The following is a 24513-nucleotide window of genomic DNA, read 5'->3' as shown; positions in this document are numbered from 1 at the left end:
CCACACCCCGATGCATCCCCAGGATCATGGCCTGTTCAAGCACGGGTGAGGACCGTCTCTTCTTCACACATGGGGCCGATCCCCGCACAATGCCCCGTTAGTGTGGTGGTTCTGCCTGCCCGGTGACCCGATCGTGACCTCGGAGACCTTGACCGCCGTACCGGGCGCAGACGTGCACCTGGAGGTACCTGCCGTGTCCTTGTCCGCCGTCCTGTCGGCCGACGGCCCGTCGCCGACGCCCTCGGAGTCCGGGACACCCCGGGTGCCGACGCTCCAGGACGCCCACGAGAGCGCCACCAACGCCGCCGGCTGGGTGGAGCAGAACTGGTCCACCTGGCTCGCCATCGGGCTCAGGGTCCTGCTGATCCTGGTGATCGCGACGGTGCTGAGAGTCGTGGTGCGGCGGGCGATCACCAAGCTGGTGGACCGGATGTCCCGCACCGGCCAGGCGGTGGACGGCAGCGGGCTCGGCGGACTGCTGGTCAACGTGGAGCGGCGCAGGCAGCGCTCGCAGGCGATCGGCTCGGTGCTGCGCTCGGTGGCGTCGTTCCTGATCCTGGGCACGGCCGCGCTGATGATCCTCGGCACCTTCCAGATCAACCTGGCCCCGCTGCTGGCGTCCGCCGGTGTCGCGGGTGTGGCGATCGGTTTCGGCGCCCGCAACCTGGTCACGGACTTCCTCTCCGGCGTCTTCATGATCCTGGAGGACCAGTACGGCGTCGGCGACACCGTCGACGCGGGCGTGGCCTCCGGCGAGGTGATAGAGGTCGGACTGCGGGTGACCAAGCTGCGCGGCGACAGCGGCGAGATCTGGTACGTCCGCAACGGCGAGGTCAAGCGCATAGGCAACCTCTCCCAGGGCTGGGCGACGGCGGGCGTCGACGTCACGGTGCGTTCCGACGAGGACCTGGAGCGGGTGAAGGCCACGCTCACCGGGGTCGCCGAGAAGATGACCAAGGAGGAGCCCTGGAACGAGCTCCTGTGGAGCGCGATCGAGGTGCTCGGCCTGGACTCGGTGCTGCTGGACTCGATGGTGGTCCGGGTCTCGGCGAAGACCATGCCGGGCAAGTCCCTGACGGTGGAGCGGGAGCTGCGCTGGCGCATCAAGCGGGCGTTCGACGCGACGGGCATCCGGATCGTCGGCGGCGCCACGGCGCTGGAGGACGCGCCGGCCGCCGACCCGACGGCGGGCATGGCGGCTCCGTCGGTCTACTCGAGCACCATCTCCCCGCAGTCGATGGCGGCGTCCCCGCTGCCGCCCAGCACCACCAAGTAGACGCCGACGGCGAGGGCGGCACCCGGGATCGTCCGGGTGCCGCCCTTTCTCGTACTCCCCTCTTGACGGCCCTTCCCCGCCGGGCATACGTTCCACGCCCAACAGGAAACTTTCCTAACAGTGATCGGGTGCCGGTACCGGGATGGACGTCCCGCACCGGCCGCTGAGAAGCTGGGCAGTCGAGGAAGGGCAGGTGTCGCACCCCATGGCAGGAACCGCCGGTACGCCGGGCACCCCGCGCGTCCTGCGCGCCATGAACGACCGCACCGCCCTGGACCTGCTGCTGGAGCACGGGCCGCTGTCCCGCACCCGGATCGGCAAGCTCACCGGCCTGTCCAAGCCGACCGCCTCCCAGCTGCTGGCCCGGCTGGAGGCGGGCGGGCTGGTCCTCGCCACCGGCACCACCGAGGGACGGCCGGGCCCGGGCGCCCAGCTGTACGAGGTCAACCCGGCCGCCGCGTACGCCGCCGGCCTTGACGTCAACCCCCGGCGGATACGCGCGGCCGTCGCCGACCTCACCGGCCGCACGGTCGGCCGGTACGAGCTGTCCGCCCCCGGCCGCCGCTCCGGCACCCCCGTCGTCCGGCAGGTCACCGACGCCCTGGACGGCGCGGTGAAGGCGGCGGGACTGTCCCGCTCCGACATCCACCGCCTGGTCATCGGGACGCCGGGCGCCTTCGACCCGAACACCGGCCGCCTGCGCTACGCCTCGCACCTGCCCGGCTGGCACTCCCCCACGCTGCTCGACGAACTGGCCGCCGCGCTGCCGATGCCGTTCGAGTACGAGAACGACGTCAACCTGGTCGCCCTCGCGGAACAGCGCCTCGGCGCGGCCCGCGACCACTCCGACTTCGTCCTCCTGTGGAACCAGGAGGGCCTCGGCGCCGCCCTGGTCCTCGGCGGCCGGCTGCACCGGGGCTGGACGGGAGGCGCCGGCGAGGTCGGCTTCCTGCCGGTGCCGGGCACTCCGCTGGTCCGTCAGGTCGCCAGGGCCAACAGCGGCGGCTTCCAGGAGCTGGCCGGCTCCCAGGCCGTGCCGCGGCTCGCCCGCGAGCTGGGCATCGAGGACATCCCGCAGGGCCCCTACACCGAGGCGGCCGCCGCCCTCCTGGAGCGCGCGGCGGCGAAACCCGACGACGACAAGGCGCACCACCGGCTCCTGCACACCTACGCCACCCGGCTGGCCACCGGGCTCGCCTCACTGGTCTCCGTCCTCGACCCCGAACTCGTCGTCCTGAGCGGCACCGGCCTCACCTCCGGCGGCGAGGTGCTGCGCGCCCTGATCCAGGCCGAACTGGAGGAACTCGCCGCCCCCCGCCCCCGTCTGGTCGTGGGCGACGTCCGTGAACACCCGGTCCTGCGGGGCGCGCTGGAAAGCGCCCTGGCGACCACCCGCGACGAGGTCTTCGACACCTCCCGCTAGCACCGCCCCTTCCCCTTCCGCCCTCCCACCCTGCCCCAGGGAGCACAGTCATGCCCGGAATATCCAGAAAAGCGACACTCGCGCTCGCCGCCACCGCCTCCCTCACCCTGGTCGCCACGGCCTGTACGGGCCAGTCCGGGAGCGGTGCGACGGACGACCCGAACGCCGAGACGACCATCACCTTCTGGCACGGCTGGAGCGCCCCCGCCGAGGTGAAGGCGGTCCAGGCGAACGTGGACCGCTTCGAGAAGGCGCACCCCAACATCAAGGTGAAGGTCGTCGGCAACATCAACGACGACAAGCTCAACCAGGCGCTGCGCGCGGGCGGTTCGAGCGGCCCCGACGTGGTCTCCTCGTTCACCACGTCCAACGTCGGCACGTTCTGCTCCTCGGGCGCCTTCCTCGACCTGAAGCCGTTCATCGAGAAGTCGAAGCTCGACCTGGACGCGATCATCCCGAAGCCGATGCTGGACTACACCCGGTTCGAGGGCACCCGCTGCGCCCTCCCGCTCCTCGGGGACGCCTACGGCCTCTACTACGACAAGGACGCGTTCGAGGCCGCCGGCATCGAGCAACCCCCGCAGACCTGGTCGGAGTTCGCCGAGGTGGCGAAGAAGCTGACGAAGACCGAGGGCGACGGGTACGAGCGGCTCGGCTTCATGCCGAACTACCACGGCTACGAGACGGTCGTCGACCACTACATGTCCCAGTGGGACCACGCCTACTTCGACGCCGACGGCAAGTCGAACATCGGCAAGGACCCGGCGTTCGCGGAGATGTTCACGTACCAGAAGAAGCTCGTCGACGACCTCGGCGGCTTCGCCAGGCTGGAGAAGTACCGCAACACGTTCGGGGACGAGTGGGGCGCCAAGCACCCCTTCCACACCGGCCAGGTGGCGATGCAGCTGGACGGCGAGTGGCGGCTCGGCATGGCGCGGGACGCCGGTGTCGACTTCGAGATCGGCACCGCGCCGCTGCCGGTCGCCGACGACGAGGTGGACGAGTACGGCAAGGGCTTCCTCTCCGGCACGATCATGGGCATCGCCCCGCGGAGCGAGAAGCAGAACGCCGCCTGGGAGCTGGTGAAGTACATGACGACCGACACCGAGGCCGTCGTCTCCTTCGCCAACGCCATCCGCAACGTGCCCTCGACCTTCGAGGCCCTGAAGTCCCCCGACCTGAAGACGGACCCGGCCTTCAAGACCTTCCTGGACATCGCGCAGCACCCCGAGTCGAACACCCCGCCGGCCTCCGTCAACGGCTCCACGTACCAGACGACGCTCCAGGACTTCGGCTTCCAGTACGAGTCCGGCAAGGTGAAGGACCTCAAGGCGGGCCTGGCGAAGACCGCGGAGCAGATCGACACCGACATCGAGCAGGCGAAGTAGCGCCGCCGGTGTCCACGCACACGCTCCGCGCGAAACACCGCGCCTCGACGCTCCGGACGCTCGCCTTCCTCTCCCCGTGGCTCATCGGTTTCGGCGTCTTCTTCGCCTATCCGCTGGTGTCCACCGTCTACTTCTCCTTCATGAGGTACGACGGTTTCGGCGTCCCGGAGTTCCGGGGCGTGGACAACTGGGTGTACGTCTTCCAGGACTACCCGATGTTCTGGCCGGCCCTGCGCAACACCCTCTGGCTGGTGCTGGTCATGGTGACCTGCCGGGTGGTGTTCGGCCTGGGCGTCGGCCTGCTCATCACGAGGATCAGAACGGGTACGGGCGTCTTCCGCACCCTCTTCTATCTGCCCTATCTGGCCCCGCCGGTCGCCGCGACGCTCGCCTTCGTGTTCCTCCTCAACCCCGGTACGGGTCCGGTCAACTCGGTGCTGGAGGGGCTGGGCGTGCCGGCGCCGGGCTGGTTCACGGACGCCGACTGGTCCAAGCCGGCGCTGACCGCGCTCGCGATCTGGGGCGTGGGCGACCTGATGGTCATCTTCATGGCCGCGCTGCTGGACGTGCCGAAGGAGCAGTACGAGGCGGCGGCGCTGGACGGGGCGTCCCCCTGGCAGCGGTTCCGGTTCGTCACGCTCCCCAACATCTCCCCCATCGTGCTGTTCGCCGTGGTCACGGGCGTGATCCAGACGATGCAGTACTACACACAGCCCCTGGTCGCGGGAAAGGTCGCCTCGGGTGTCATCGGCGGCTCGGGGCAGCAGTTCGAGCCGGGCTACCCCGACAAGTCGACCCTCACGCTCCCCCAACTCGTCTACAACCTGGGCTTCCAGCGCTTCGACTACGGGGCGGCCTGCGTGGTGGCCCTGGTCCTCTTCGCCCTGTCGACGGCGTTCACGGCGCTGCTGATGCGCCGCCGGGGCGGACTGATCCAGGCAGGTGCCCGATGACGACCCCCGTACCGGACAGGCCCGCACAGCGCACCGCCCGCCGCCGGGCCCTGCTGGAGTGGATCGCGGTGCACTCCCTCGGCGTGGCGGCGGCGCTGTTCTTCACGCTGCCGTTCGTCTTCGTGGTCCTCACCTCGCTGATGAGCGACCAGCAGGCCCTCACCCGCGATCTGGTCCCGGACACCTGGGAGTGGGCCAACTACCGCAGGGTGTGGGACACCCCGGGCTTCCTCACCTGGTGGCGCAACACCCTCCTCTACGCCGGCCTGGGCACCGCGCTCACGGTCGTGTCCTCGCTCCCCGTGGCGTACGCGCTCGCCAAGTTCCGCTTCCGCGGGCGGCACCTGTCGCTGATGCTGGTGATCTCGATGATGATGCTGCCGCCGCAGGTCGTCGTCATCCCGATGTACCTGTTCTGGGCGAAGCAGCTGGACCTCTCCGGCAGCCTCTGGCCGCTGATCATCCCGATGGCGTTCGGCGACGCGTTCTCGATCTTCCTCCTGCGCCAGTTCCTGCTGACCGTCCCGGACGAGTACCTGGACGCGGCCCGCGTCGACGGCTGCGGCGAACTCCGCACACTGCTGCGGGTCGTCCTCCCGATGGCGAAGCCGGGTATCGCGGCGGTGGCCCTGTTCCAGTTCTTCTACGCCTGGAACGACTACTTCGGCCCGCAGATCTACGCCTCGGAGAATCCGGCCGCCTGGACGCTCTCCTACGGCCTGGAATCCTTCAAGGGCGCCCATCACACCGACTGGAACCTCACCATGGCGGCGACCGTGCTCGTCATGGCGCCCGTGATCCTCGTGTTCTTCTTCGCCCAGAAGGCGTTCGTCGAGGGCGTCACCCTCACCGGAGTCAAGGGTTGACTTCCTCCCCCTCCTGAAGGAGGGGGATTCCTACGGCTCGCGCCGTAGGGGTTTCTGCTTCATCGCCGACTGCCCGCCCGGAGTGCTCCGTTGAGGTCTTACACCAGCTCCACAGACAGACGCCGTCAGCCCGACGGCCAGAATGTTCTTCGCCGCGTTCACGTCCCGGTCGTGGGTCGTTCCGCAGTCGCACGTCCAGGTGCGGACGTTGAGCGGCATCCTGTCCTGCAGGGTGCCGCAGGTCGAGCACAGCTTGGAGGAGGGGAACCAGCGGTCGACCGCGATCACTTCGCGGCCGTACCACTGGGCCTTGTACTCCAGCATGCCCCGGAACTCCGACCAGGCCGCGTCACTGATGGCGCGGGCCAGGCTGCCGTTCTTCACCATGTTCCGGACGGCGAGGTCCTCGATCACGATCGTTTGGTTTTCACGAACGAGCCGAGTGGTGAGTTTGTGCAGGTGGTCACGCCTGCGGTCGGTGATGCGGGCGTAGACCTTGGCGACCTTCCGGCGCGCCTTGGCCCGGTTCGCCCCGTCCCCCCTGGCCTTGCGGGCAAGCTGCCGCTGTGCCTTGGCGAGACGGGCACGGTCGCGCCGCTCGTGCCGGGGGTTGGAGACCTTCTCGCCGGTCGAGAGGGTCAGCAGGTGGTCGAGCCCGACGTCGATACCGACGGCCGCGCCGGTCGCGGGGAGCGGCTGGACGGACGGGTCCTCGACCAGCATGGACACGTACCAGCGTCCGGCCGCGTCCTGGGACACGGTCACCGTGGACGGCGACGCACCCTCGGGCAGCGGACGGGACCACACGATGTCCAGCGGCTCCGCCATCTTCGCCAAGGTCAGCTTGCCGTCCCGGAACCGGAACGCGCTGGTGGTGTACTCCGCCGACTTCCGCGACTTCTTCCGCGACTTGAACCGCGGGTACTTCGCGCGCTTGCCGAAGAAGTTCGTGAACGCCGTCTGGAGGTGCCTGAGGGCCTGCTGGAGCGGGACGGAGGAGACCTCGTTGAGGTACGCGAGTTCCTCGGTCTTCTTCCAGGCCGTCAGCATCGCCGACGTCTGGTTGTAGTTCACCCGCTCCTGCCGCGTCCACGCTTCCGTGCGCGCCGCGAGGGCGAGGTTGTAGACCTTCCGCACGCAGCCGAACGTGCGGGACAGCTCTGCTGCCTGCGCATCGGTCGGACAGAAGCGGTACTTGAACGCCCGCTTCACGTGAGTGGCCTTCACGGTTCACATGTTACTGCATCAGTTTGTGACGGCGTGCGGACAGTTGGAGGTGGACGCCGGTCCGCCCTGGCGGCGAACCGGCTTTCCCTGCCCTGCTCCGCAGGAGCTTCGTTTCCTCCCCGGCCCGAAGGCCGGGGTATCCACGAAGGAGAACCCCGATGAAACTCACCGTGGTCGGCGCAGGCTCGACCTACACCCCCGAACTCATCGACGGCATCGCCCGGCTGAGGGACACGCTTCCCGTCACCGAACTGGTCCTCACCGATCCGGCGACGGACCGCCTCGAGCTGATCGGCGCCCTGTCCCGCCGTATCCTCGCCCGCCAGGGACACCCCGGCACCCTCACCACCACCGCCGACCTGGACGCGGCCGTGGACGGCGCGGACGCGGTGCTGCTCCAGCTCCGGGTGGGCGGGCAGGCGGCACGGCAGCAGGACGAGACGTGGCCCCTGGACTGCGGCTGCGTGGGCCAGGAGACGACCGGCGCGGGCGGCCTCGCGAAGGCGCTGCGCACCGTGCCGGTGGTCCTGGACATCGCCGAGCGGGTCCGGCGGGCCAACCCGGACGCCTGGATCATCGACTTCACCAACCCCGTCGGCATCGTCACCCGCGCGCTGCTGCGGGCAGGTCACAAGGCACTGGGGCTGTGCAACGTGGCCATCGGCCTGCAGCGCAAGTTCGCGGCGCTGCTGGGCACGGACCCGGCCGACATCCACCTGGACCACGTGGGCCTGAACCACCTCACGTGGGAGACGGCGGTCCGCGTGGACGGCGACGACGTCCTCCCGGCCCTTCTCTCCACGCACGGCGACGCCCTCGCCGCCGACCTCCGTCTCCCCCGCCCCCTCCTGGACCGTCTGGGCGTGGTCCCGTCGTACTACCTGCGCTACTTCTACGCGCACGACGAGGTCGTACGGGAGATGCGCACGAAGCCGTCCCGGGCGGCCGAGGTCGCCGGCATGGAGCGCCGTCTCCTCGCCCTGTACGCGGATCCGGCCCTCGACGAGAAGCCGGACCTGCTGTCCCAACGGGGCGGCGCCTACTACTCGGAGGCGGCGGTGGACCTGGCGGCGGCCCTGCTGCGCGGCGCCGGCTCCCGCCACCAGGTGGTCAACACGCTCAACAACGGCACGCTGCCCTTCCTCCCCGACGACGCGGTGATCGAGGTGCAGGCGGCGGTGGGCCCGAAGGGCGCGACGCCGCTTCCCGTCGCCCCCGTGGACCCGCTGTTCTCGGGGCTGATGGCGAGCGTCACCACGTACGAGGACCTGGCGCTGGAGGCGGCGCTGCACGGCGGCCGCGACCGGGTGTTCCGCGCGTTGCTGGCGCACCCGCTGATCGGCCAGTACGCGTACGCCGACCGCCTCACCGATGATCTGATCGCACACAACCGGGAGCACCTCACGTGGGCCTGACCGCAGGTGTCCTCGCCGTCGACGCAGGCAACAGCAAGACGGACGTGGCGGTGGTCGCCGCCGACGGCACGGTGCTGGCGACGGCGCGGGGGGAGGGGTTCCGGCCGCCGGCGGTGGGGCTGGACGCGGCGATGTCCGCGCTCGCCGAGACGGTGGGGCGGGCGCTGGGCGCCGCGGGGGTCCACGAGGTCTCGCATGTCTCGGCGTGTCTGGCCAACGCCGATCTGCCCGAGGAAGAAGCGCAGTTGACGACGGCGGTGGCGGGGCGGGGCTGGGGGGCGGGTGTCGGGGTGCGCAACGACACGTTCGCGATTCTGCGGGCGGGGGTGAACGAGCCCCGGGGGGTGGCCGTCGTCTGCGGGGCGGGCATCAACTGCGTGGGAATGCTGCCCGACGGCCGTACGGCCCGGTTTCCGGCGGTGGGGCGGATATCGGGGGACTGGGGCGGCGGTTGGGCGCTGGCGGAGGAGGCGCTGTGGCATGCGGCGCGTGCCTGGGACGGGCGGGGCGAGCCCACGGCGCTCGCGCTCGCCCTGCCGGGGCACTTCGGGCTGCCGGACATGGCGTCGCTGATCGAGGCGCTGCATCTGGAGCGGGTGGATCCGGCCCGGCGGCATGAGCTGACGCCGGTGCTCTTCGCCGTGGCGGCGGAGGGGGACGGGGTGGCGCGGGCGATCGTCGACCGGCAGGCGGAGGAGATCGTGTCGATGGCCGTGGTCGCGCTGCGGCGGCTGGGGCTGCTGGAGGAGGCGACGCCGGTGGTACTGGGGGGTGGGGTGCTGGCGGCACGGCATGCGCGGCTGGACGGGCGCATAAGGGAGTTGCTGGCCGCACGGGCCCCGAAGGCGGTCCCCCGGGTGGTGACGGGCCGCCCGGTACTGGGAGCCGCGCTGCTGGGGCTGGACCGGCTGGGGGCGGGGGCGGAGGCGCAGGAGCGGGTGCGGTCGCACTTCGGGGGGTGAGGTGTGTGTGGGGGCCGGTGTCGTACGGGGGTGCCGTGCCCCGCAGGGAACCGTACTGATTTCCCGGGCGTGTTCGTGGGCAGGGTGGGGGCGGGGCAGTGGAGAAAGCCGCAAGTGCGGTGTAATGGGATCAAGATCGCGCCAAGGCCGGTGCATATGTCAGTCCCGGCGGTGATACTTGCCGGGAGGAATGACCACGGGGGAGGTCACCATGGCACCGAACAGCACGGCACCGCCCGGCGTCACGCATGCGCCGCCGCTGCCCGCGGTGCCGCCCCAGCCCGGCCCCGTGTCCCTGCCGGAACCTCCGCAACCGCGCCGTACCGCGTTCGCGGAGGGTGCCGACCGCCTCCGCAGGGCCGCCACCACCGAGCCCGGCCGGCTCAGGATCATCGGCGCGCTCCTCGCCGCCCTCGTCGTCGCCTTCGGCGCGGTGACCGCGTGGCAGATGACCGACAGGGCGGCGGCCGCCGACGACGTCCTCACCAGCAGCCAGCCGCTCAGCTCGGACGCCGCCGACATCTACCGTTCCCTCGCCGACGCCAACACCGCCGCGTCCAGCGGCTTCCTCGCCGGCGGTCAGGAGACCGCCGCGTCCAGGGACCGCTACGAGAAGGACATCCGCACCGCCGCCGAGAAACTCGTCAACGCGGCGGCCAACTCGGACCCCGACTCCCCCTCCGCCGCCACGATCACCAGGCTCAACCGCCTGCTCCCCGAGTACAAGGGCCTGGTGGAGCGCGCCCGTACCTACAACCGCCAGGGTTTCCCCGTGGGCGGCGCCTACCTGCGGTACGCGAACGAGAAGATGCAGAAGGAGATGCTCCCGGCGGCGGAGGACCTCTACACCAAGGAGAACCAGCGCCTGCGCGACGACTACGCGGACGCGACCCCCTACCCCTGGCCCGCGATCGCCCTCGGCATCGTCGCCCTGGCCGCGCTCGCGTGGGCCATGCGCCGCAACTACGTCCGCACCAACAGGGTCCTCAACCACGGCCTGGTGGCCGCCACCACGGCGGCGACCGTGGTCCTGCTGTGGCTGACGGCCGGCCACACCCTCGCCCGCTCGAACCTCGACGACTCCTACGACCACGGCGTCCGCTCCCTCAACGTCCTGCACGACGCCCGTATCGCCTCGCTGAAGGCCCGGGGCAACGAGAACCTGACGCTGGTGGCGCGGGGCGCGGAGACGACGAAGGTCGGCGGCGAGACCTTCGACGCCTACGACCACGACTTCGGCCGCGACATGGACACCCTCGCCAAGGGCCTGGCCCAGGCCGGACGCCTCGCGGACGACGACAGCGGCGAGCGGCCGGTGACGGCCGCGGTGGGCAACATGACGGAGTGGAAGAAGCGTCACGCGGCCGCCCGTGAGCAGGACGAGAACGGCAACTACCAGCAGGCGCTGGACATGGTGATCGGCGCGAAGGGCGCGACGGGCGAGTGCTTCGACAGCGTCGACGAGAACCTCGCGACGGCGCTGGCGCACGAGGAGGCGGAGTTCAAGCAGGCGGCCGGCGACGGCCGGGACGCGCTGACGGGACTGCCGATGGGTGCGGCGGTCCTCGCCGTACTGGGCGCGGCCGGCGCGGTGCTCGGCATAGGCCGCAGGCTGTCGGAGTACCGATGAACGGACAGGTGAACGGACCGAAGGGGGCCATGACGATGATCACACGACACCTGCGGGCCCGCCTGAAGGGCTGGGGCGGAGTGGGCGCGATGGCGACCGCCTGTGCCCTGGCCCTGGTCTTCGCGCTGGTCCTGACCTGCGCCGGCGCCCCGACCGGGACCGCGCAACAGCCGGCGGGCCAGTCCGTCTCCCACGCCGCACGGGCACAGGCGGACGAGGACTGCGCGGACCCGGAGAAGCAGACCCTGCCCCCGTCCACCGCCGACGGCCCCACCATCGAGGCGATCAAGAACCGCGAGGGCGAGAAGCGGAAGCTGATCGTGGGCGTCGACCAGAACAGCTACCGCTGGGGCTACCGCGACCCCAACAGCGGTGAGGGCGGCACGCTCGAGGGCTTCGACATCGACCTGGTGCACAGGATCGCCGAGGACATCCTCGGCGACCGGGACGCGGTCCAGTTCAAGGCGATCCCGACCGACCAGCGCATACCGGCGATCCAGGCGGGCCGGGTCGACATGGTCGTCCGGACGATGACGATCAACTGCGACCGGCTGGAGGACGTGGCGTTCTCCGCGCCGTACTTCAAGACGGGCCAGCAGGTGCTGGCCCCGAAGTCCTCACCGGTCGAGGGGTACGACGAGACGCTCGCCGGCCAGGAGATCTGCACGGCGACGGGCTCGACGGCGTACACGAAGCTGGAGGCCGACAAGAAGGCGGGGAAGCTGCCGGAGTCCACGGACATCCGCACCACCGTGCCCAACCAGCTGGACTGCCTGGTGCGGCTGCAGCTCGGCGAGGTCGACGCGGTGGTCACCGACGGCGCGCTCGCGGCCAGCCAGGCCGCGCAGGATCCGACGGTGCAGCTCAAGGGCGAGGCGTTCACGGCCGAGTACTACGGCGTGGCGATGAAGAAGGACGCGGACGACCTGGTACGCCGGGTCAACCGGATCCTGGTGGACTTCCGCGAGGACACCACGGACGGCTGGCAGGACGCGTACACGAAGTGGCTGTCGGCCACGCTGGGCGCGGACGCGTCCCGGTCGGAGCCCCCGCCCCCGGAATACCTGCGCGAAAGCTGACCCCCAAGACCCCGGACCCCCAGACCTCCAGACCCCCAACCACCCCCCAGCGAGAGGTGATCGATGGCCGACACGGATCCCACCGGGCCGGTGATGGACCGGGACGAGGTGGACCGTGCGCTGGCGCGGCTCGGCGCGGAGCACGAGGCGATCGAGACCTCGCTCCTCGCCCTGCAGGACCACGCGGGCCGACGACTCCTGGAGGGCGCGCACCTCACCGGTGTCACCGAGGAACGCTGGACGGCCACGGAGGCGTCGATCACGCTGCTGTGGACGTACTTCGACGCGTACGCGGACGCCCTGCGCAGGGCCCGGGACATCAGGTCCCGCCGCCGCTGGTCCAGCCGCGAGGACCTGGTGGAGCTGACGGAACTGCTGCGCGGCGAGCCGGTGACCCTGGCCGCCAACGCGCAGGCGCCGCACGCCGGCCGGCTCAGCGAGCGCTGTTCGCTCGTCACCCTCGTCGACCGTATGAACGAGCTGTACGCGACCTCGCTCGACGTGATCGTGGCCGCCGACGCGGTCTGGTCCGCGCTGCCCGCACGGATCGATCTGCTCGCCGCCGAACTCCAGCGCACCGGCCGGCTCGCGCACTCGGCCGGGGTGCGCCCCGGCGAGCATCCGGCGGGCGACGACCTGGAGCGGATCACCCGCACGCTGACGAGGCTGCGCGAGCAGGTGGTGTCCGATCCGCTGGCGTACTGGAGGAAGGCGGAGGGCAGTTCGGCGCCGGGCGGCGGCCGGCCCGACACCACGGTGTACGACCGTGAGGCCCGTGCGCTGGAGGACGTGCGCCGGGAGATCGACGCCGTACTGACGGTCCGCCAGGACGCCGAGAAGCGCATCCTCAGACTGCGGGACGTGCTGTCGCGTGCCGACCGCACCCTCGCCGAGGCCCGCACCGCACGCGGCGAGGTACTGGCGAAGATCGCCTCGACGGAGGTCCCGGTGGTCAGCGGCCCGCCGACCGTGCTGCAGGAGCAGCTGTCGACGGCCGCCGAGTACCGCAGGCACGCCCAGTGGCACCGCCTGTCCCCGCTGCTCGAGTCGCTGGAGCGGAAGGCGGAGGACGAACTGCTGCGCGCCCGCGAGTCGTTGACCGCGGTGACGGCCCCGCTGGCGGTCCGTGCCGAACTGCGCGGCCGGCTGGACGCGTACAAGGCGAAGGTGGCCCGGTACGGCCTGGCGGAGGATCCCGAACTGGTGGAGCGGTACGAGAAGGCGCGCCGCATGCTGTGGAGCGCGCCCTGCGATCTGCGCGCCGCCGACCGGGCGGTGCTGCGCTATCAGCAGGCGGCGTCCGAGCTTTTCGGCTCGGCGCCCCGGGTACCGGGCCAGGGCGGCGGTCCCGACGACCAAAGGGGGCCCGGCGCATGACGGACGGCGAGAACCGGGGCGACCAGGCACAGCGCGCCTGTCAGCGCCCCGAGTGCGACGGCACGTACGAGGACGTCGGCGGCGGCGAGCTGTACTGCGACACCTGCGGGCTCGCCCCGGTGGTGTCGCCGACGGGCATGGTCGTCTCGCCCCCGACCGGCATCACGGCCGGCGGGGAATCCCGGGGTTCGGGCAGCACGGGCAGCGGCCGCAGTTCCCGTACGTCGTCGCAGTCGTCGAAGTCGCGCCGCTCGGTCTCCGGACGGCTGTCCCGCTCGCTGTCGGGCCGGACCACGGGCCGCTCGGTGTCGGTGCGCAGTTCCGGTGCGGGCGGCGGCTCGTCCAGCCGGGGCCGGCTCGGTGCCGGACTGGTCGAGGTGCCGCCGATCCCGCGCCCCGACCCGCGCGCGATGGTGCTCGCCGACCCGGAGGTGCCCGAGCGGAAGCGGTTCTGCTCGCGCTCCGACTGCGGGGCGCCGGTGGGGCGGGCCCGCGGCGGCCGGCCGGGGCGTACGGAGGGCTTCTGCACCAAGTGCGGCCACCCGTACTCGTTCGTCCCCAAGCTGCGGGGCGGGGACATCGTGCACGGCCAGTACGAGGTGGTGGGCTGTCTCGCGCACGGCGGGCTCGGCTGGATCTACCTCGCCGTGGACCGGGCGGTCTCGGACCGCTGGGTGGTGCTGAAGGGCCTGCTGGACACGGGCGACCAGGACGCGATGGCGGCGGCGATCTCCGAGCGGCGTTTCCTCGCGGAGATCGAGCACGCCAACATCGTGCGGATCTACAACTTCGTGGAGCATCTGGACCAGCGCACCGGCTCCCTCGACGGCTACATCGTCATGGAGTACCTGGGCGGCAAGTCGCTGAAGGAGATCGCCAACGGCCGCCGCACACCGGAGGGCAGACGCGATCCGCTGCCGGTGGAGCAGGCCTGCGCGTACGGCATCGAGGCCCTGGAGGCGCTCGGCCATCTGCACAGCCGCAACCTGCTCTACTGCGACTTCAAGGTCGACAACGCGATCCAGACCGAGGACCAGCTGAAGCTGATCGACATGGGCGCGGTGCGCCGGATGGACGACGAGGAGTCGGCCATCTACGGCACGGTCGGCTACCAGGCGCCCGAGGTCGCCGACGTCGGCCCGTCGGTGGCGTCGGACCTGTACACGGTGGCCCGTACGCTCGCCGTCCTCACGTTCGACTTCCAGGGCTACACGAACGTGTACGTGGACTCGCTGCCCGACCCGGACACCATCGAGGTGTTCCGTCAGTACGAGTCCTTCTACCGTCTCCTGGTCCGTGCCACGGACCCGGACCCGGCCCGCAGGTTCGCCTCCGCGCAGGAGATGACGGAGCAGCTGACCGGGGTGCTGCGTGAGGTCGTCTCGCTGCAGACGGGACGCGCCCGGCCCGCGCTCTCGCCGCTCTTCGGCCCGGAACCGCGGGTGACGGACACGGAGTTGTTCCCCGCGCTGAACGGGGAGGTGTCCCGGCTGGGCGCCCGCCCCCGGAAGGGGACACCCGTGCTTCCGCCGGCCCCCGCCGCGCTGGTCAAGCCCGTCGGCTGTCCCGCCGCCGCGCTCGCCCTGCCCGTGCCGCACGTCCACCCCTCGGACCCGAACGCCGGTTTCCTCGCCGGGCTGCTGACGTCCGCGCCCGCCGAGCTGATCAACGCGCTGGCGGCGGCGCCCGCCCCGTCGGCGGAGACCCGGCTGCGGGAGATCCGCGCCCGGCTGGAGACCGGCGAGTGGCCCACCGCCCTGTCGGCCCTGCAGACCCTGGAGGAACAGGACCCCGACGACTGGCGGGTGGTCTGGTACCGGGGCGTGGCCGCGCTGGTCACCGGCGACCACGAGGGCGCCGCGCTCGCCTTCGACGCGATCTACGACGCGTTCCCGGGCGAGATCGCGCCGAAGCTGGCGCTCGGCGTGTGCGCGGAGGTGCTGGGCCAGCTGGACAACGCCGCCGAGTACTACCGCCTGGTGTGGTCGACCGACCCCAGCTATGTGAGCGCCGCGTTCGGGCTGGCCCGGGTGCGGCTGGCGGCCGGGGACCGCGGCGGGGCGGTACGGACGCTGGAGTCGGTGCCGGAGTCGTCCATCCACTACACGGCCGCCCGGGTGGCGTCCGTGCGGGCGCGGCTGCGCGGGCGTACGGCGGCCGCCGCCGACGTACCGTTCCTGGACGATCTGACGGCGGCCGCCGGGCAGGTCGAGGCCCTGGAGGCGTACGGTCTGGATCCGGCGCGCCGGGAGCTGTTGTCGGCGGAGGTCCTCGGCTGCGGCCTCGACTGGGTACTCTCCGGGGGCCAGGGTTCCGCTCCTCCCGCCGCCGGGGGGCGGACGCTGCTCGGCAGCGGCCTGGACGAACGGGGCCTGCGCTTCGGCCTGGAGCGTTCGTACCGCACGCTGGCCCGGCTGGCGCGCAGCGGCGAGGAGAGGATCGACCTGGTGGAACGTGCCAATCGTTACCGCCCCCGGACGTGGGTGTAGTTGATGTCGCAGATGCCTCAGCAGGCCGCACTGTCGAAGTGCCCGAGCTGCGAGGAACCCCTCGAGTCGGGTGATCGTTTCTGCGGTGCGTGCGGATACGACCTGTCGGTGGTTCCCGCACGGCCGCGGGACGAGCCGACGATCGCGATGAACGGCGTGGTGCCGCCGCAGACTTCGGCGGAGCGCGCCGCGCCCCGGCCGCCGTCGGCCCCGCCCGCCGCGGCGGCGTGGCCCGCCCCGGACGGCCCCGCCGACCCGGCCCCGGCCCACCGCCCGGCGGACGTACCGGGCACGAACTCGGACGGCACCCCGCTGTCCGGCACGCCGGCCGTCCACCCTTCCGCGGCCGGGGGCGCACCTCCCGTACCGCCCTCCGCGGCCGGGGGCACGCACGCGGCTCCCGTACCGCCTTCCGCCGCCGCGGGCGCTCCCCTGCCCGGCGCGGCCGGGGGAACTCCCCCTCCCGGTGACCCCGCCGCGCCGCCCGCGGCCGTACAGGCATCCCCCGCCGGAGGCGCTCCCGGCGCCCCCTCGTCCGGGGTGCGGTTCGACCGGCGGGCGGAGCCGGCCGGTGACGAGTACCCGCTGCAGGCGCCCGACCCGCGTGTGGCGGCCGAGCCGGCGCAGAGCGCCGGGGAGACCGCCGCCGTGTGCGTGGCCTGCCGTGCGGGCCGCGTGGACGACGACGGCTACTGCGAGAACTGCGGCCACGCCCAGCCGCGCGAACGGGACCACATGGAACAGGAATGCGGCCCCCTGGCCGCGGTCAGCGACCGCGGACTGCGCCACCACCGCAACGAGGACGCCTTCGCCGTGGGCACCGCCGCGCTGCCCGACGGTGCTCCCGCCTCCGTGGCGGTCGTCTGCGACGGCGTCTCCTCCGCGACCCGCCCCGACGAGGCGTCACTCGCCGCCTCCACGGCCGCGAGCGAGTCCCTCCTCGCGGCCCTGCCGCGCGGCACGCATCCGCAGCAGGCGATGCACGAGGCGATCATCGCCGCCGCCGAGGCGGTCAACGCGCTGGCCGACGACCCCGCGGCGGCGGGTGAGCACGCCCCGCAACAGAACGCCCCCGCGTGCACGTTCGTCGGCGCCGTGGTCACGGCCGGGCTGCTGGTGGTCGGCTGGGTCGGCGACAGCCGCGTCTACTGGGTGCCGGTGGACCGTTCCGCCCCGGCGGCCCGGCTCACCGAGGACGACTCGTGGGCGGCGCAGATGGTCGCCGCGGGTCTGATGGGCGAGGCCGAGGCGTACGCCGACCAGCGGGCCCACGCCATCACCGGCTGGCTCGGCGCCGACGCGTACGAACTGGAGCCGCACACCGCCTCGTTCAAGCCGGACCGGCCCGGTGTGGTCGTGGTCTGCACCGACGGCCTGTGGAACTACGCCGAGTCGGCCGACGAGATGGCCGAGATCCTCCCCGCCGACGCGGCCGTACGACCGCTGCACAGCGCGCGGGTACTGGTCGGTCACGCGCTCGACGGCGGGGGCCACGACAACGTAACAGTGGCCCTCGTGCCGTTCCCGGCCGTCCCGCAGGGGGCAGGATCGGCCTGAGGCCGCTTACGGGAAGCCTCGTACGGGGAAGCTCGACGGACCGGAGGGGACCGGTCCGTCATCCGTCGTCGCCCCGCGCCGCCGGGGCAGCCAAGGGGGAGCGAAACAGGCATGGCCAATTTCTCGAAATCCAACGTGCCGCAGTTCTCGGTGGACGTGAACCAGAACGTGTATCTGCCGGAGGGCGGCCGCGAGGTCCACGCCATCGTCACGGTGACGGCGACCGGCGGCGGCACCATCGGCAGCGCGGTGACGGCACCCCACCTCTACTCGCCCGGTGAGGGACCGTCGGCGGCCGTGGTCCTCATGGTCGACTGCTCGGGCTCGATGGACTACCCGCCGACCAAGATGCGCAACGCCCGCGACGCCACGGCCGCCGCGATCGACGCCCTGCGCGACGGCGTGCACTTCGCGGTGGTCGGCGGTACGCACGTGGCCAAGGAGGTGTACCCGGGCGGCGGGGGCCTGGCGGTCGCCGGCGCCGGAACACGCGAGCAGGCCAAGCAGGCGCTGCGGAAACTGAGCGCGGGCGGCGGTACGGCGATCGGGACCTGGCTGGGACTGGCCGACCGGCTGCTGGCGTCGGCGGAGGTGGCGATCCGGCACGGCATCCTGCTCACCGACGGACGCAACGAGCACGAGTCGCCGGAGGACCTGAAGGCGGCCCTGGAGGCGTGCGCGGGGCGGTTCACCTGTGACGCCCGCGGCGTGGGCACCGACTGGGAAGTGAAAGAAGTCACAGCCGTCGCCTCGGCGCTCCTCGGCACCGCCGACATCGTCGCCGACCCGGCCGGTCTCGCCGCCGACTTCACGCGGATGATGGAGACGGCGATGGGCAAGGAGGTCGCGGACGTCTCGCTGCGGCTGTGGACCCCGGTCGGTACGACGGTGAGGTTCGTGAAGCAGGTCGCGCCGACGGTCGAGGAACTCACCGGCCGCCGTACGGAATCGGGCCCGCGCGCGGGCGACTACCCGCTGGGTTCCTGGGGCGACGAGTCCCGTGACTACCACGTCTGCGTCGAGGTGCCGGCGGCCGGCATCGGCCAGGAGATGCTGGCGGCCCGGCTGTCGCTGGTGATTCCGCAGCCGGACCGGGGCGTGCAGAACCTCGGTGCCCAGGGTCTGGTCCGCGCGGTGTGGACGGACGACATGGCCGCCTCGACGTCCATCAACCCCCAGGTCGCCCACTACACGGGGCAGGCGGAACTGGCGGAAGTCATCCGACAAGGACTGGATCTGCGCAAAGAGGGGGATATCGACGGAGCGACGGCCAAACTGGGCCGGGCGGTCCAGCTCGCGAGCGCGTCCGGCAACGCGGATACTGCGAAACTGCTTGCGAAGGTGGTGGACGTGGTCGACGCCGCGGCGGGTACTGTGCGACTGAAAGCGAAGGTCGAGGAAGCCGACGAGATGACGCTCGAAACCCGGTCCACAAAGACTGTTCGTGTAAAGAAGTGATCCGTAAGTAGTCGAGCCCGACCCCTCGGGGTGGGAGAAATCCGGTCGGAACCGGCCGGAAAAGGAGAGGGGGAAGCGCCGACATGCCGACCTGCCCGAACGGACACCAGTCGGGTTCCGACGACTGGTGCGAGGTGTGCGGTCACCGCATGGCGGGTGCCGTGCCTCCACCCCCTCCCCCGCCCCCCGCACCCGGTGGCTACGGCTTCCCGCCGCCCGGCGGCGGCCCCGGTGGCCCCGGTGGTTTCGGTGGCGGCCGGCCGGAGCTGTGCCCGCAGTGCCGTACGCCCCGTGAGGGCGCGGCGCCGTTCTGCGAGGAGTGCCGGTGGAACTTCCTGACGAACACCGCGACCTCGTACACCCCGGCCGCCCCGCGCCCGCCGGCCCCCGGTCCGGGTCCCGGCGGCCCCTTCCAGCAGCCGCCCGGCGGACCGTCGTACGGCGGCGGTGACGGATACGACTACCAGGGCTCACGCCCGTCCCAGGTGAACCGCCCGGCCGAGCCGATCCCGCCCGGCCCGCCCGGCTTCGGCGGCGACCCGTCCCGCCCGGTACCGCCCCCGCCCGGACCTGGCGGTCCCGGCGGCTACGGGGGTCCCGGTGGTCCGGGTGGTCCCGGTGGTCCGGGTGGTCCGGGTGGCTACGGCGGTCCTGGTGGCCCCAACGGGCCCGGTGGCCCGAACGGTCCGGGCGGTCCCGGCTACGGCGGTCCTGGTGGCCCCAACGGACCCGGTGGCCCCGGCGGCCCGAACGGACCCGGCGGCTACGGCGGTCCTGGTGGCCCCAACGGCCCCGGTGGCTACGGCGGTCCGGGTGGACCGAACGGCCCCGGTGGCGGTCCGGGCGGCCCCGGCGCCCCTCAGGCGTTCCAGCCCGGCCCCCCGGCGCCTCCCGGCTTCCCGCAGGAGACCGACCGCCGCCCGCAGCAGGGCGGCGGCGCCCCCTTCGGCGGGGGTGACGACGACTGGGTGATCTCCCCGCCCGGCGGCAACCCGGGGTCCGGCGGCGGTTACGGCTATCCGCAGCAGGGCGCGGGCGCGACCCAGGCACCGCCCGGACCCGGCGGCTTCCCGCAGCAGCCGCGTCCGCCGCAGGGCCCGGTGACCTGGAGCGCGACCATCGGTCCCGACCGCGACTACTTCATGGCGATGATGCAGCGCTCCGGCCCCGAGGCCGCGGGCCTGAACCTGCCCGCGTACTCCCCCGAGCAGCAGCGCACCCTCACCGGCAACCAGATCACCATCGGGCGCCGCCGCCACTCCACCGGCGACACCCCCGACATCGATCTGTCGACCCCGCCGGAGGACCCGGGCGTCTCGCATCAGCACGCGGTGCTGGTGCAGCAGCCGGACGGCACCTGGGCGGTCGTCGACCAGAACTCCACCAACGGCACCACGGTCAACGGCGGCGACGAGCCGATCCAGCCGTTCGTCCCGGTCCCGCTGCAGGACGGCGACCGGGTCCACGTGGGCGCGTGGACGACGATCACGATCCACCGGGGCTGAGTTGGGGGCAGGCCGCAGCGTGCGCGCCGCGGCCTGCCCGTCCTGGGGCGGGCCCTAGGGCTGGAGTCCTACGCCGTCGTGTCTGAGACCATGGACGGCGTGACAGAGATTCGGCGCGGCACGCTTCAGGAGCAGACCTTCTACGAGCAGGTCGGCGGGGAGGAGACCTTCCGCCGGCTCGTCCACCGTTTCTATGTGGGGGTGGCCGGCGATCCGCTGCTGAAGCCCATGTATCCGGAGGAGGATCTGGGGCCGGCGGAGGAGCGGCTGGTGCTGTTCCTCATGCAGTACTGGGGCGGCCCGACGACGTACAGCGAGAACCGGGGTCATCCACGGCTGCGGATGCGGCATGTTCCGTTCAAGGTGGACCGGGCGGCGCACGACGCGTGGCTGAAGCACATGCGGGACGCCGTGGACGAGCTGGGCCTCTCCGAAGAGCATGAGGCGACGCTCTGGAAGTACCTGACGTACGCGGCCGCGTCGATGATCAACTCCCCGGACTGACTTCTCGCCCCCGCCCGCATAACGGAACCCCTTGACCGATTTCCGATCACAATCCGGTCAAGCCCACCCCCCGGCCGCTTACCCCCACCACACCCCCTCTGACAACATCACCCGCAGGTCGGGGGACAACCACGGGGGGTTGAGTGACATCCGCAGCGCACACCGCGAGATTCGTCCTCGCCCGCGCCAGATCCCACAGACCCCTCCTCGCCGCGGCCCTCCTCACCGTCCTCCTCACCACGGCCGTCCTGGCCACCCTCACCGCGTACTCCACCACCATCGGCGACGCCTCCCTGCGCCACGCCCTCACAACCCCCCGCGCCCCCGCAGACACCACCCTCACCGTCAAGGCGGAGACCCTCCCCGCGCAGGACCGCGCCGAGGCCGACAAAGCCGTAACCGAGGCGGCGCGGAAGGCATTCGACGGCCTCCCGGTCACCCTCCGCACCCTCGTCCGCTCCGGCCCGTACGCCCTCCCGGACTCCCTGCGCCCCCCGGAGCGGCGGAAGAAGACGGACGACCCGGACCTCACCCACTTCGCCGCCCTGGACCACGCCCGGATACGCATCACCGAGGGCCGCATGCCCTCGCGGGCCGCCGGCGAGGAGATCGAGACCGCCCTCCCCGAGGCAGCCGCCCGAGCCCTCGACGTCCGGCCCGGCACCGTCCTCACCCTGGACAACCGCCTCGACGGCCCCCCGGCGAGGATCCGCGTCACCGGCCTCTACGAGCCCACCGACACCGCCGCCCCGTACTGGCAGCTCGACGACCTCAACGGCCGCGGAGTCGTCAAGGTCCACTTCACGACGTACGGCCCCCTCCTCACCGACCCCACCGTCTTCACCGAGGACCGGGTCACCGCGGGCGGCTCCGGCTGGCTGGCCTCCGCCGACTTCTCGGCGATGACCACCGACCGCGTCGACGCCCTCCGCGACGCGGCCCGCCGGGGCACCGCCGCCCTCCCCCGAGCGGAGGCGCTGCACGGCGCGGCAACGGCCCGGAGCGACCTCCCCGCCGCCCTGGACCGTATCGAGCGCTCGCTCCTCGTGGCCCGCTCCACCCTCCTGATCATCGCGCTCCAGCTGGCCCTCCTCGCCGGCTGCGCCCTCCTCCTCGTGGCCCGCCTGCTGAGCACGGAACGCGCCGCGGAGACACGGCTGTTGCGGGCCCGTGGCGGCTCCCGCGCCCAGGTCGCCCGGTTCGCCGCCCTGGAGGCGCTGCTGCTGGCCGTGCCCGCGGCCGCCTGCGCCCCGCTGCTGGCGGGCCCGCTCACCCGCCTGCTGGCCGGGCAGGGGGCGCTCGCCCGGATCGGCCTCCACCTCGACGCGTCCGTCGGCACGGTCGCCGGCCGCGGTCCGGTGTGGCTGGTGGCGGCGGGCGTGGCACTGGGCTGCGCGCTGGCCGTCACGGTTCCGGCGCTCACCTCCTCGTTCACGGCCGGCCGCGCCAAGCCGCTGCCGGGCGTGGTGCGGGCGGGCGCGGATGTCGGTCTGCTGGCGGTGGCGGGGGTGGCGTACTGGCAGCTGAGCCGTCGCCCCTCCGGTGTGGTCGGCGAGGACCTCGGGATCGATCCGCTGCTGGTGGTCGCCCCGGCGCTGGCGCTGCTCGCCGGTACGGTGCTGACGCTGCGGCTGCTGCCGCCGGCGGCGCGGCTGGCCGAGCGCCGGGCGGCACGCGGCCGGGGGCTGCCGGGGGCGCTGGCGGGCTGGCAGTTCAGCCGCCGCCCGATGCGCGGGGCCGGGCCGGTGCTGCTGCTGGTGCTCGCCGTGGCGCTGGGCATGCTGGCGATCGGCCAGGCCTCCTCGTGGGACCGCTCGCAGGACGACCAGGCCGACTTCCGGGCCGGCGCGCCGGTGCGGATCCTGGCCTCCGGGGAGAGCGGCCCCGGCCGCGGACAGGCGTACGCGGCCGTCCCCGGCGTACGCGCGACGTCTCCCGGCCTGCGGACGACCGTGCCGCTGTCGGGCGGGCGGACGGCGACCGTGCTGGCGCTGGACACCGCGCACGCGGCGGACACGATGCTGATGCGCCCCGACCTGTCCGACGACCCGGTGCGTACGACGGTGTCGGGGCTGGCACCGGACGGTGCCCCGGCGGGTGTGCGCGTGCCGGGGGACAGCGCGCGGCTGACGCTGACGGCCCGTTTGCGGGGCGCGGACCCGAAGACGGCCGTCGACGCCGCCGCCACCGTGGTCGACGCCTACGGCACCCCGTACGAACTCGGTCTCGGCCGGCTCCGCGCGGACGGGCGGCCGCACGCCCTCACCGCCGACCTGCCGGCGGGCGCCCTGACGCTGACCGGCCTCCGCCTGGACCTCTACCAGCCGGTCGGGAAGGCCGAACGGCACCGCCTCACCCTGGAGTCGGTGACGGCGACGGACGACGGCGGCCGGGACCGGGACCTGCCGCTGCCGGACGACTGGAAACTGTCCGCCCGCGCCGACGACGCGGTGAACTCCCCCGGCGCGCGCACCACCCCGACCCGGCCCCGACTCACCTCGGCCGACCCGACGACCCTCTCGTACGACACCGGCTATGTGCCGGAGGACATGTACTGGCGGCCCTCGCCCCTCACGATCGGCCTCCGGGTGCCGCAGCGGGCGGCCGCCGAGGTCGCCGCCGTGGCCACGGACCGCTACCTCGACTCCACGGGCGCCCGTACCGGGCAGCGGGTGGACGTACGGATCGGCGATGCCACGGTGCCGCTGCGGATCGTCCGCGCGGTGCGGGAGCTGCCGTCCACGCCGACCGGCGCGAAGGACGACGGGGGCGCGCTGCTCGTCGATCTGCGCGCCGTGAACGGGGTCCTCCTCGCCCGTCAGGGCACCGGCGTGGCCCCGAACGAGTGGTGGCTGGCGACCGAGCCGGGCGCCTCGGCGCGGGCGGCCGGGGCGCTGCGCGACCGGCCGGACGTCGATCCGTCGCGGGTGGTGGTGCGGGACGAGATCGCCGGGCAGCTGCGTGACGACCCGTTCGGTGCCGGTCCGGGCGCCGCGTTCGGTGCGGCGGCCCTCGCGGCGGCGGCGCTGACGGCGGTCGGGTTCGCGGTGAGCGCGGCCGGGTCGCTGCGGGAACGGTCCGCCGAGTTCGCGGTGCTGCGCGCGCTGGGCGCGTCCCGGCGGCGGCTGGCCCGTGTGGTGCTCGTCGAGCACGGGGTGCTGGTCGGGCTGGCGCTGGCGGTGGGCGTCGCGCTCGGCGCGGTGCTGGCACGGGCGGTGATCCCGCTGATCATGCTGACCGCGGAGGCCACCCGCCCGGTCCCCGGAGTGCTGGTTCAGCTGCCCGCCGCCCGGGTGGCGGCCCTGCTGGCCGCCGTCGCCGTGGCGCCGCTGCTCATCACGGCCGTACTGGCGCTGCGCAGGGCCGACCCGGTGACTTCGCTGCGGGAACGGGGAGGTGAGTGA

Annotated in this window: 17 protein-coding genes; 16 read left to right on the top strand and 1 reads right to left on the bottom strand. The window is 72.7% G+C overall.

All coding sequences use genetic code 11. The features are described 5' to 3' along the window. Positions 1-193: 193 nt before the first annotated feature. The 5 genes from IF28_RS0111650 to IF28_RS0111630 all read left to right on the top strand — a co-directional run bounded on the left by IF28_RS0111650 (position 194) and on the right by IF28_RS0111630 (position 5906). Complete coding sequence (locus IF28_RS0111650; protein ID WP_030217557.1) at positions 194-1276, top strand: mechanosensitive ion channel family protein; 1083 nt, start codon at positions 194-196, stop codon at positions 1274-1276. Positions 1277-1481: 205 nt separating this feature from the next. Beyond that, positions 1482-2699, top strand: coding sequence for an ROK family transcriptional regulator (locus tag IF28_RS0111645; protein WP_030217556.1), 1218 nt, complete (start codon positions 1482-1484; stop codon positions 2697-2699). Positions 2700-2749: 50 nt separating this feature from the next. Next, positions 2750-4087, top strand: a complete 1338-nt coding sequence (locus IF28_RS0111640; protein WP_030217555.1) for an ABC transporter substrate-binding protein — start codon at positions 2750-2752, stop codon at positions 4085-4087. A gap of 8 nt (positions 4088-4095) precedes the next feature. Then, positions 4096-5040 carry a carbohydrate ABC transporter permease gene (locus IF28_RS0111635; RefSeq protein WP_030217554.1) on the top strand — a complete coding sequence of 315 codons (945 nt, stop codon included), beginning with the start codon at positions 4096-4098 and terminating at the stop codon, positions 5038-5040. Continuing rightward, on the top strand, positions 5037-5906 hold the full coding sequence (locus tag IF28_RS0111630) for a carbohydrate ABC transporter permease (protein WP_030217552.1): 870 nt from the start codon (positions 5037-5039) through the stop codon (positions 5904-5906). Before IF28_RS0111635 ends, IF28_RS0111630 begins: the two co-directional genes overlap by 4 nt. 30 nt (positions 5907-5936) lie before the next feature. Here the strand turns inward: IF28_RS0111630 and IF28_RS0111625 are convergent, their stop codons facing one another. Beyond that, positions 5937-7133, bottom strand: coding sequence for an RNA-guided endonuclease InsQ/TnpB family protein (locus IF28_RS0111625; protein ID WP_030217549.1), 1197 nt, complete (start codon positions 7131-7133; stop codon positions 5937-5939). A gap of 158 nt (positions 7134-7291) precedes the next feature. On the opposite strand from IF28_RS0111625, the gene IF28_RS0111620 reads away from it, so the two are divergent. From IF28_RS0111620 to IF28_RS0111570, 11 genes are all read left to right on the top strand, one after another. Continuing rightward, positions 7292-8548 carry a 6-phospho-beta-glucosidase gene (locus tag IF28_RS0111620; protein ID WP_030217548.1) on the top strand — a complete coding sequence of 419 codons (1257 nt, stop codon included), beginning with the start codon at positions 7292-7294 and terminating at the stop codon, positions 8546-8548. Continuing rightward, positions 8539-9510 carry an N-acetylglucosamine kinase gene (locus IF28_RS0111615; protein ID WP_030217547.1) on the top strand — a complete coding sequence of 324 codons (972 nt, stop codon included), beginning with the start codon at positions 8539-8541 and terminating at the stop codon, positions 9508-9510. Before IF28_RS0111620 ends, IF28_RS0111615 begins: the two co-directional genes overlap by 10 nt. A 211-nt stretch (positions 9511-9721) precedes the next feature. Further along, positions 9722-11140: a hypothetical protein gene (locus IF28_RS0111610; RefSeq protein ID WP_051713735.1), complete on the top strand. Its 1419-nt coding sequence runs from the start codon at positions 9722-9724 to the stop codon at positions 11138-11140. Positions 11141-11175: 35 nt separating this feature from the next. Continuing rightward, on the top strand, positions 11176-12219 hold the full coding sequence (locus IF28_RS0111605) for a glutamate ABC transporter substrate-binding protein (protein ID WP_030217541.1): 1044 nt from the start codon (positions 11176-11178) through the stop codon (positions 12217-12219). 63 nt (positions 12220-12282) lie between these two features. After that, complete coding sequence (locus IF28_RS0111600; protein ID WP_030217535.1) at positions 12283-13596, top strand: hypothetical protein; 1314 nt, start codon at positions 12283-12285, stop codon at positions 13594-13596. After that, positions 13593-16085, top strand: a complete 2493-nt coding sequence (locus tag IF28_RS0111595; protein ID WP_078621077.1) for a serine/threonine-protein kinase — start codon at positions 13593-13595, stop codon at positions 16083-16085. The genes IF28_RS0111600 and IF28_RS0111595 overlap by 4 nt, the downstream gene beginning before the upstream one ends. 3 nt (positions 16086-16088) lie before the next feature. After that, a complete protein-coding gene (locus IF28_RS0111590) occupies positions 16089-17642 on the top strand; it encodes a PP2C family serine/threonine-protein phosphatase (RefSeq protein ID WP_030217530.1) in 1554 nt (517 codons plus the stop codon). Between the two features lie 111 nt (positions 17643-17753). Then, positions 17754-19100 carry a vWA domain-containing protein gene (locus IF28_RS0111585; protein WP_030217529.1) on the top strand — a complete coding sequence of 449 codons (1347 nt, stop codon included), beginning with the start codon at positions 17754-17756 and terminating at the stop codon, positions 19098-19100. An 83-nt stretch (positions 19101-19183) separates the two neighbouring features. Then, on the top strand, positions 19184-20605 hold the full coding sequence (locus tag IF28_RS0111580) for an FHA domain-containing protein (protein ID WP_030217527.1): 1422 nt from the start codon (positions 19184-19186) through the stop codon (positions 20603-20605). A 90-nt stretch (positions 20606-20695) separates the two neighbouring features. Continuing rightward, positions 20696-21109 carry a globin gene (locus IF28_RS0111575; protein ID WP_030217525.1) on the top strand — a complete coding sequence of 138 codons (414 nt, stop codon included), beginning with the start codon at positions 20696-20698 and terminating at the stop codon, positions 21107-21109. 143 nt (positions 21110-21252) lie between these two features. Next, a complete protein-coding gene (locus IF28_RS0111570) occupies positions 21253-24513 on the top strand; it encodes an FtsX-like permease family protein (protein ID WP_030217524.1) in 3261 nt (1086 codons plus the stop codon).

It is taken from the genome of Streptomyces sp. NRRL WC-3626, from assembly GCF_000718785.1.
Lineage (GTDB): Bacteria > Actinomycetota > Actinomycetes > Streptomycetales > Streptomycetaceae > Streptomyces > Streptomyces edwardsiae.
Note: the sequence above shows the minus strand (reverse complement) of the source record. Positions and strands in the feature narration are given on the sequence as shown.

Excerpts from the sequence above, each read along its gene's own strand:
- IF28_RS0111630 (WP_030217552.1), top strand. The coding sequence starts at position 5,037 with ATGACGACCCCCGTACCGGACAGGCCCGCACAGCGCACCGCCCGCCGC.
- IF28_RS0111640 (WP_030217555.1), top strand. The coding sequence starts at position 2,750 with ATGCCCGGAATATCCAGAAAAGCGACACTCGCGCTCGCCGCCACCGCC.
- IF28_RS0111580 (WP_030217527.1), top strand. The coding sequence starts at position 19,184 with ATGCCGACCTGCCCGAACGGACACCAGTCGGGTTCCGACGACTGGTGC.
- IF28_RS0111610 (WP_051713735.1), top strand. The coding sequence starts at position 9,722 with ATGGCACCGAACAGCACGGCACCGCCCGGCGTCACGCATGCGCCGCCG.
- IF28_RS0111605 (WP_030217541.1), top strand. The coding sequence starts at position 11,176 with ATGATCACACGACACCTGCGGGCCCGCCTGAAGGGCTGGGGCGGAGTG.
- IF28_RS0111575 (WP_030217525.1), top strand. The coding sequence starts at position 20,696 with ATGGACGGCGTGACAGAGATTCGGCGCGGCACGCTTCAGGAGCAGACC.
- IF28_RS0111620 (WP_030217548.1), top strand. The coding sequence starts at position 7,292 with ATGAAACTCACCGTGGTCGGCGCAGGCTCGACCTACACCCCCGAACTC.
- IF28_RS0111595 (WP_078621077.1), top strand. The coding sequence starts at position 13,593 with ATGACGGACGGCGAGAACCGGGGCGACCAGGCACAGCGCGCCTGTCAG.
- IF28_RS0111600 (WP_030217535.1), top strand. The coding sequence starts at position 12,283 with ATGGCCGACACGGATCCCACCGGGCCGGTGATGGACCGGGACGAGGTG.
- IF28_RS0111585 (WP_030217529.1), top strand. The coding sequence starts at position 17,754 with ATGGCCAATTTCTCGAAATCCAACGTGCCGCAGTTCTCGGTGGACGTG.
- IF28_RS0111590 (WP_030217530.1), top strand. The coding sequence starts at position 16,089 with ATGTCGCAGATGCCTCAGCAGGCCGCACTGTCGAAGTGCCCGAGCTGC.
- IF28_RS0111645 (WP_030217556.1), top strand. The coding sequence starts at position 1,482 with ATGGCAGGAACCGCCGGTACGCCGGGCACCCCGCGCGTCCTGCGCGCC.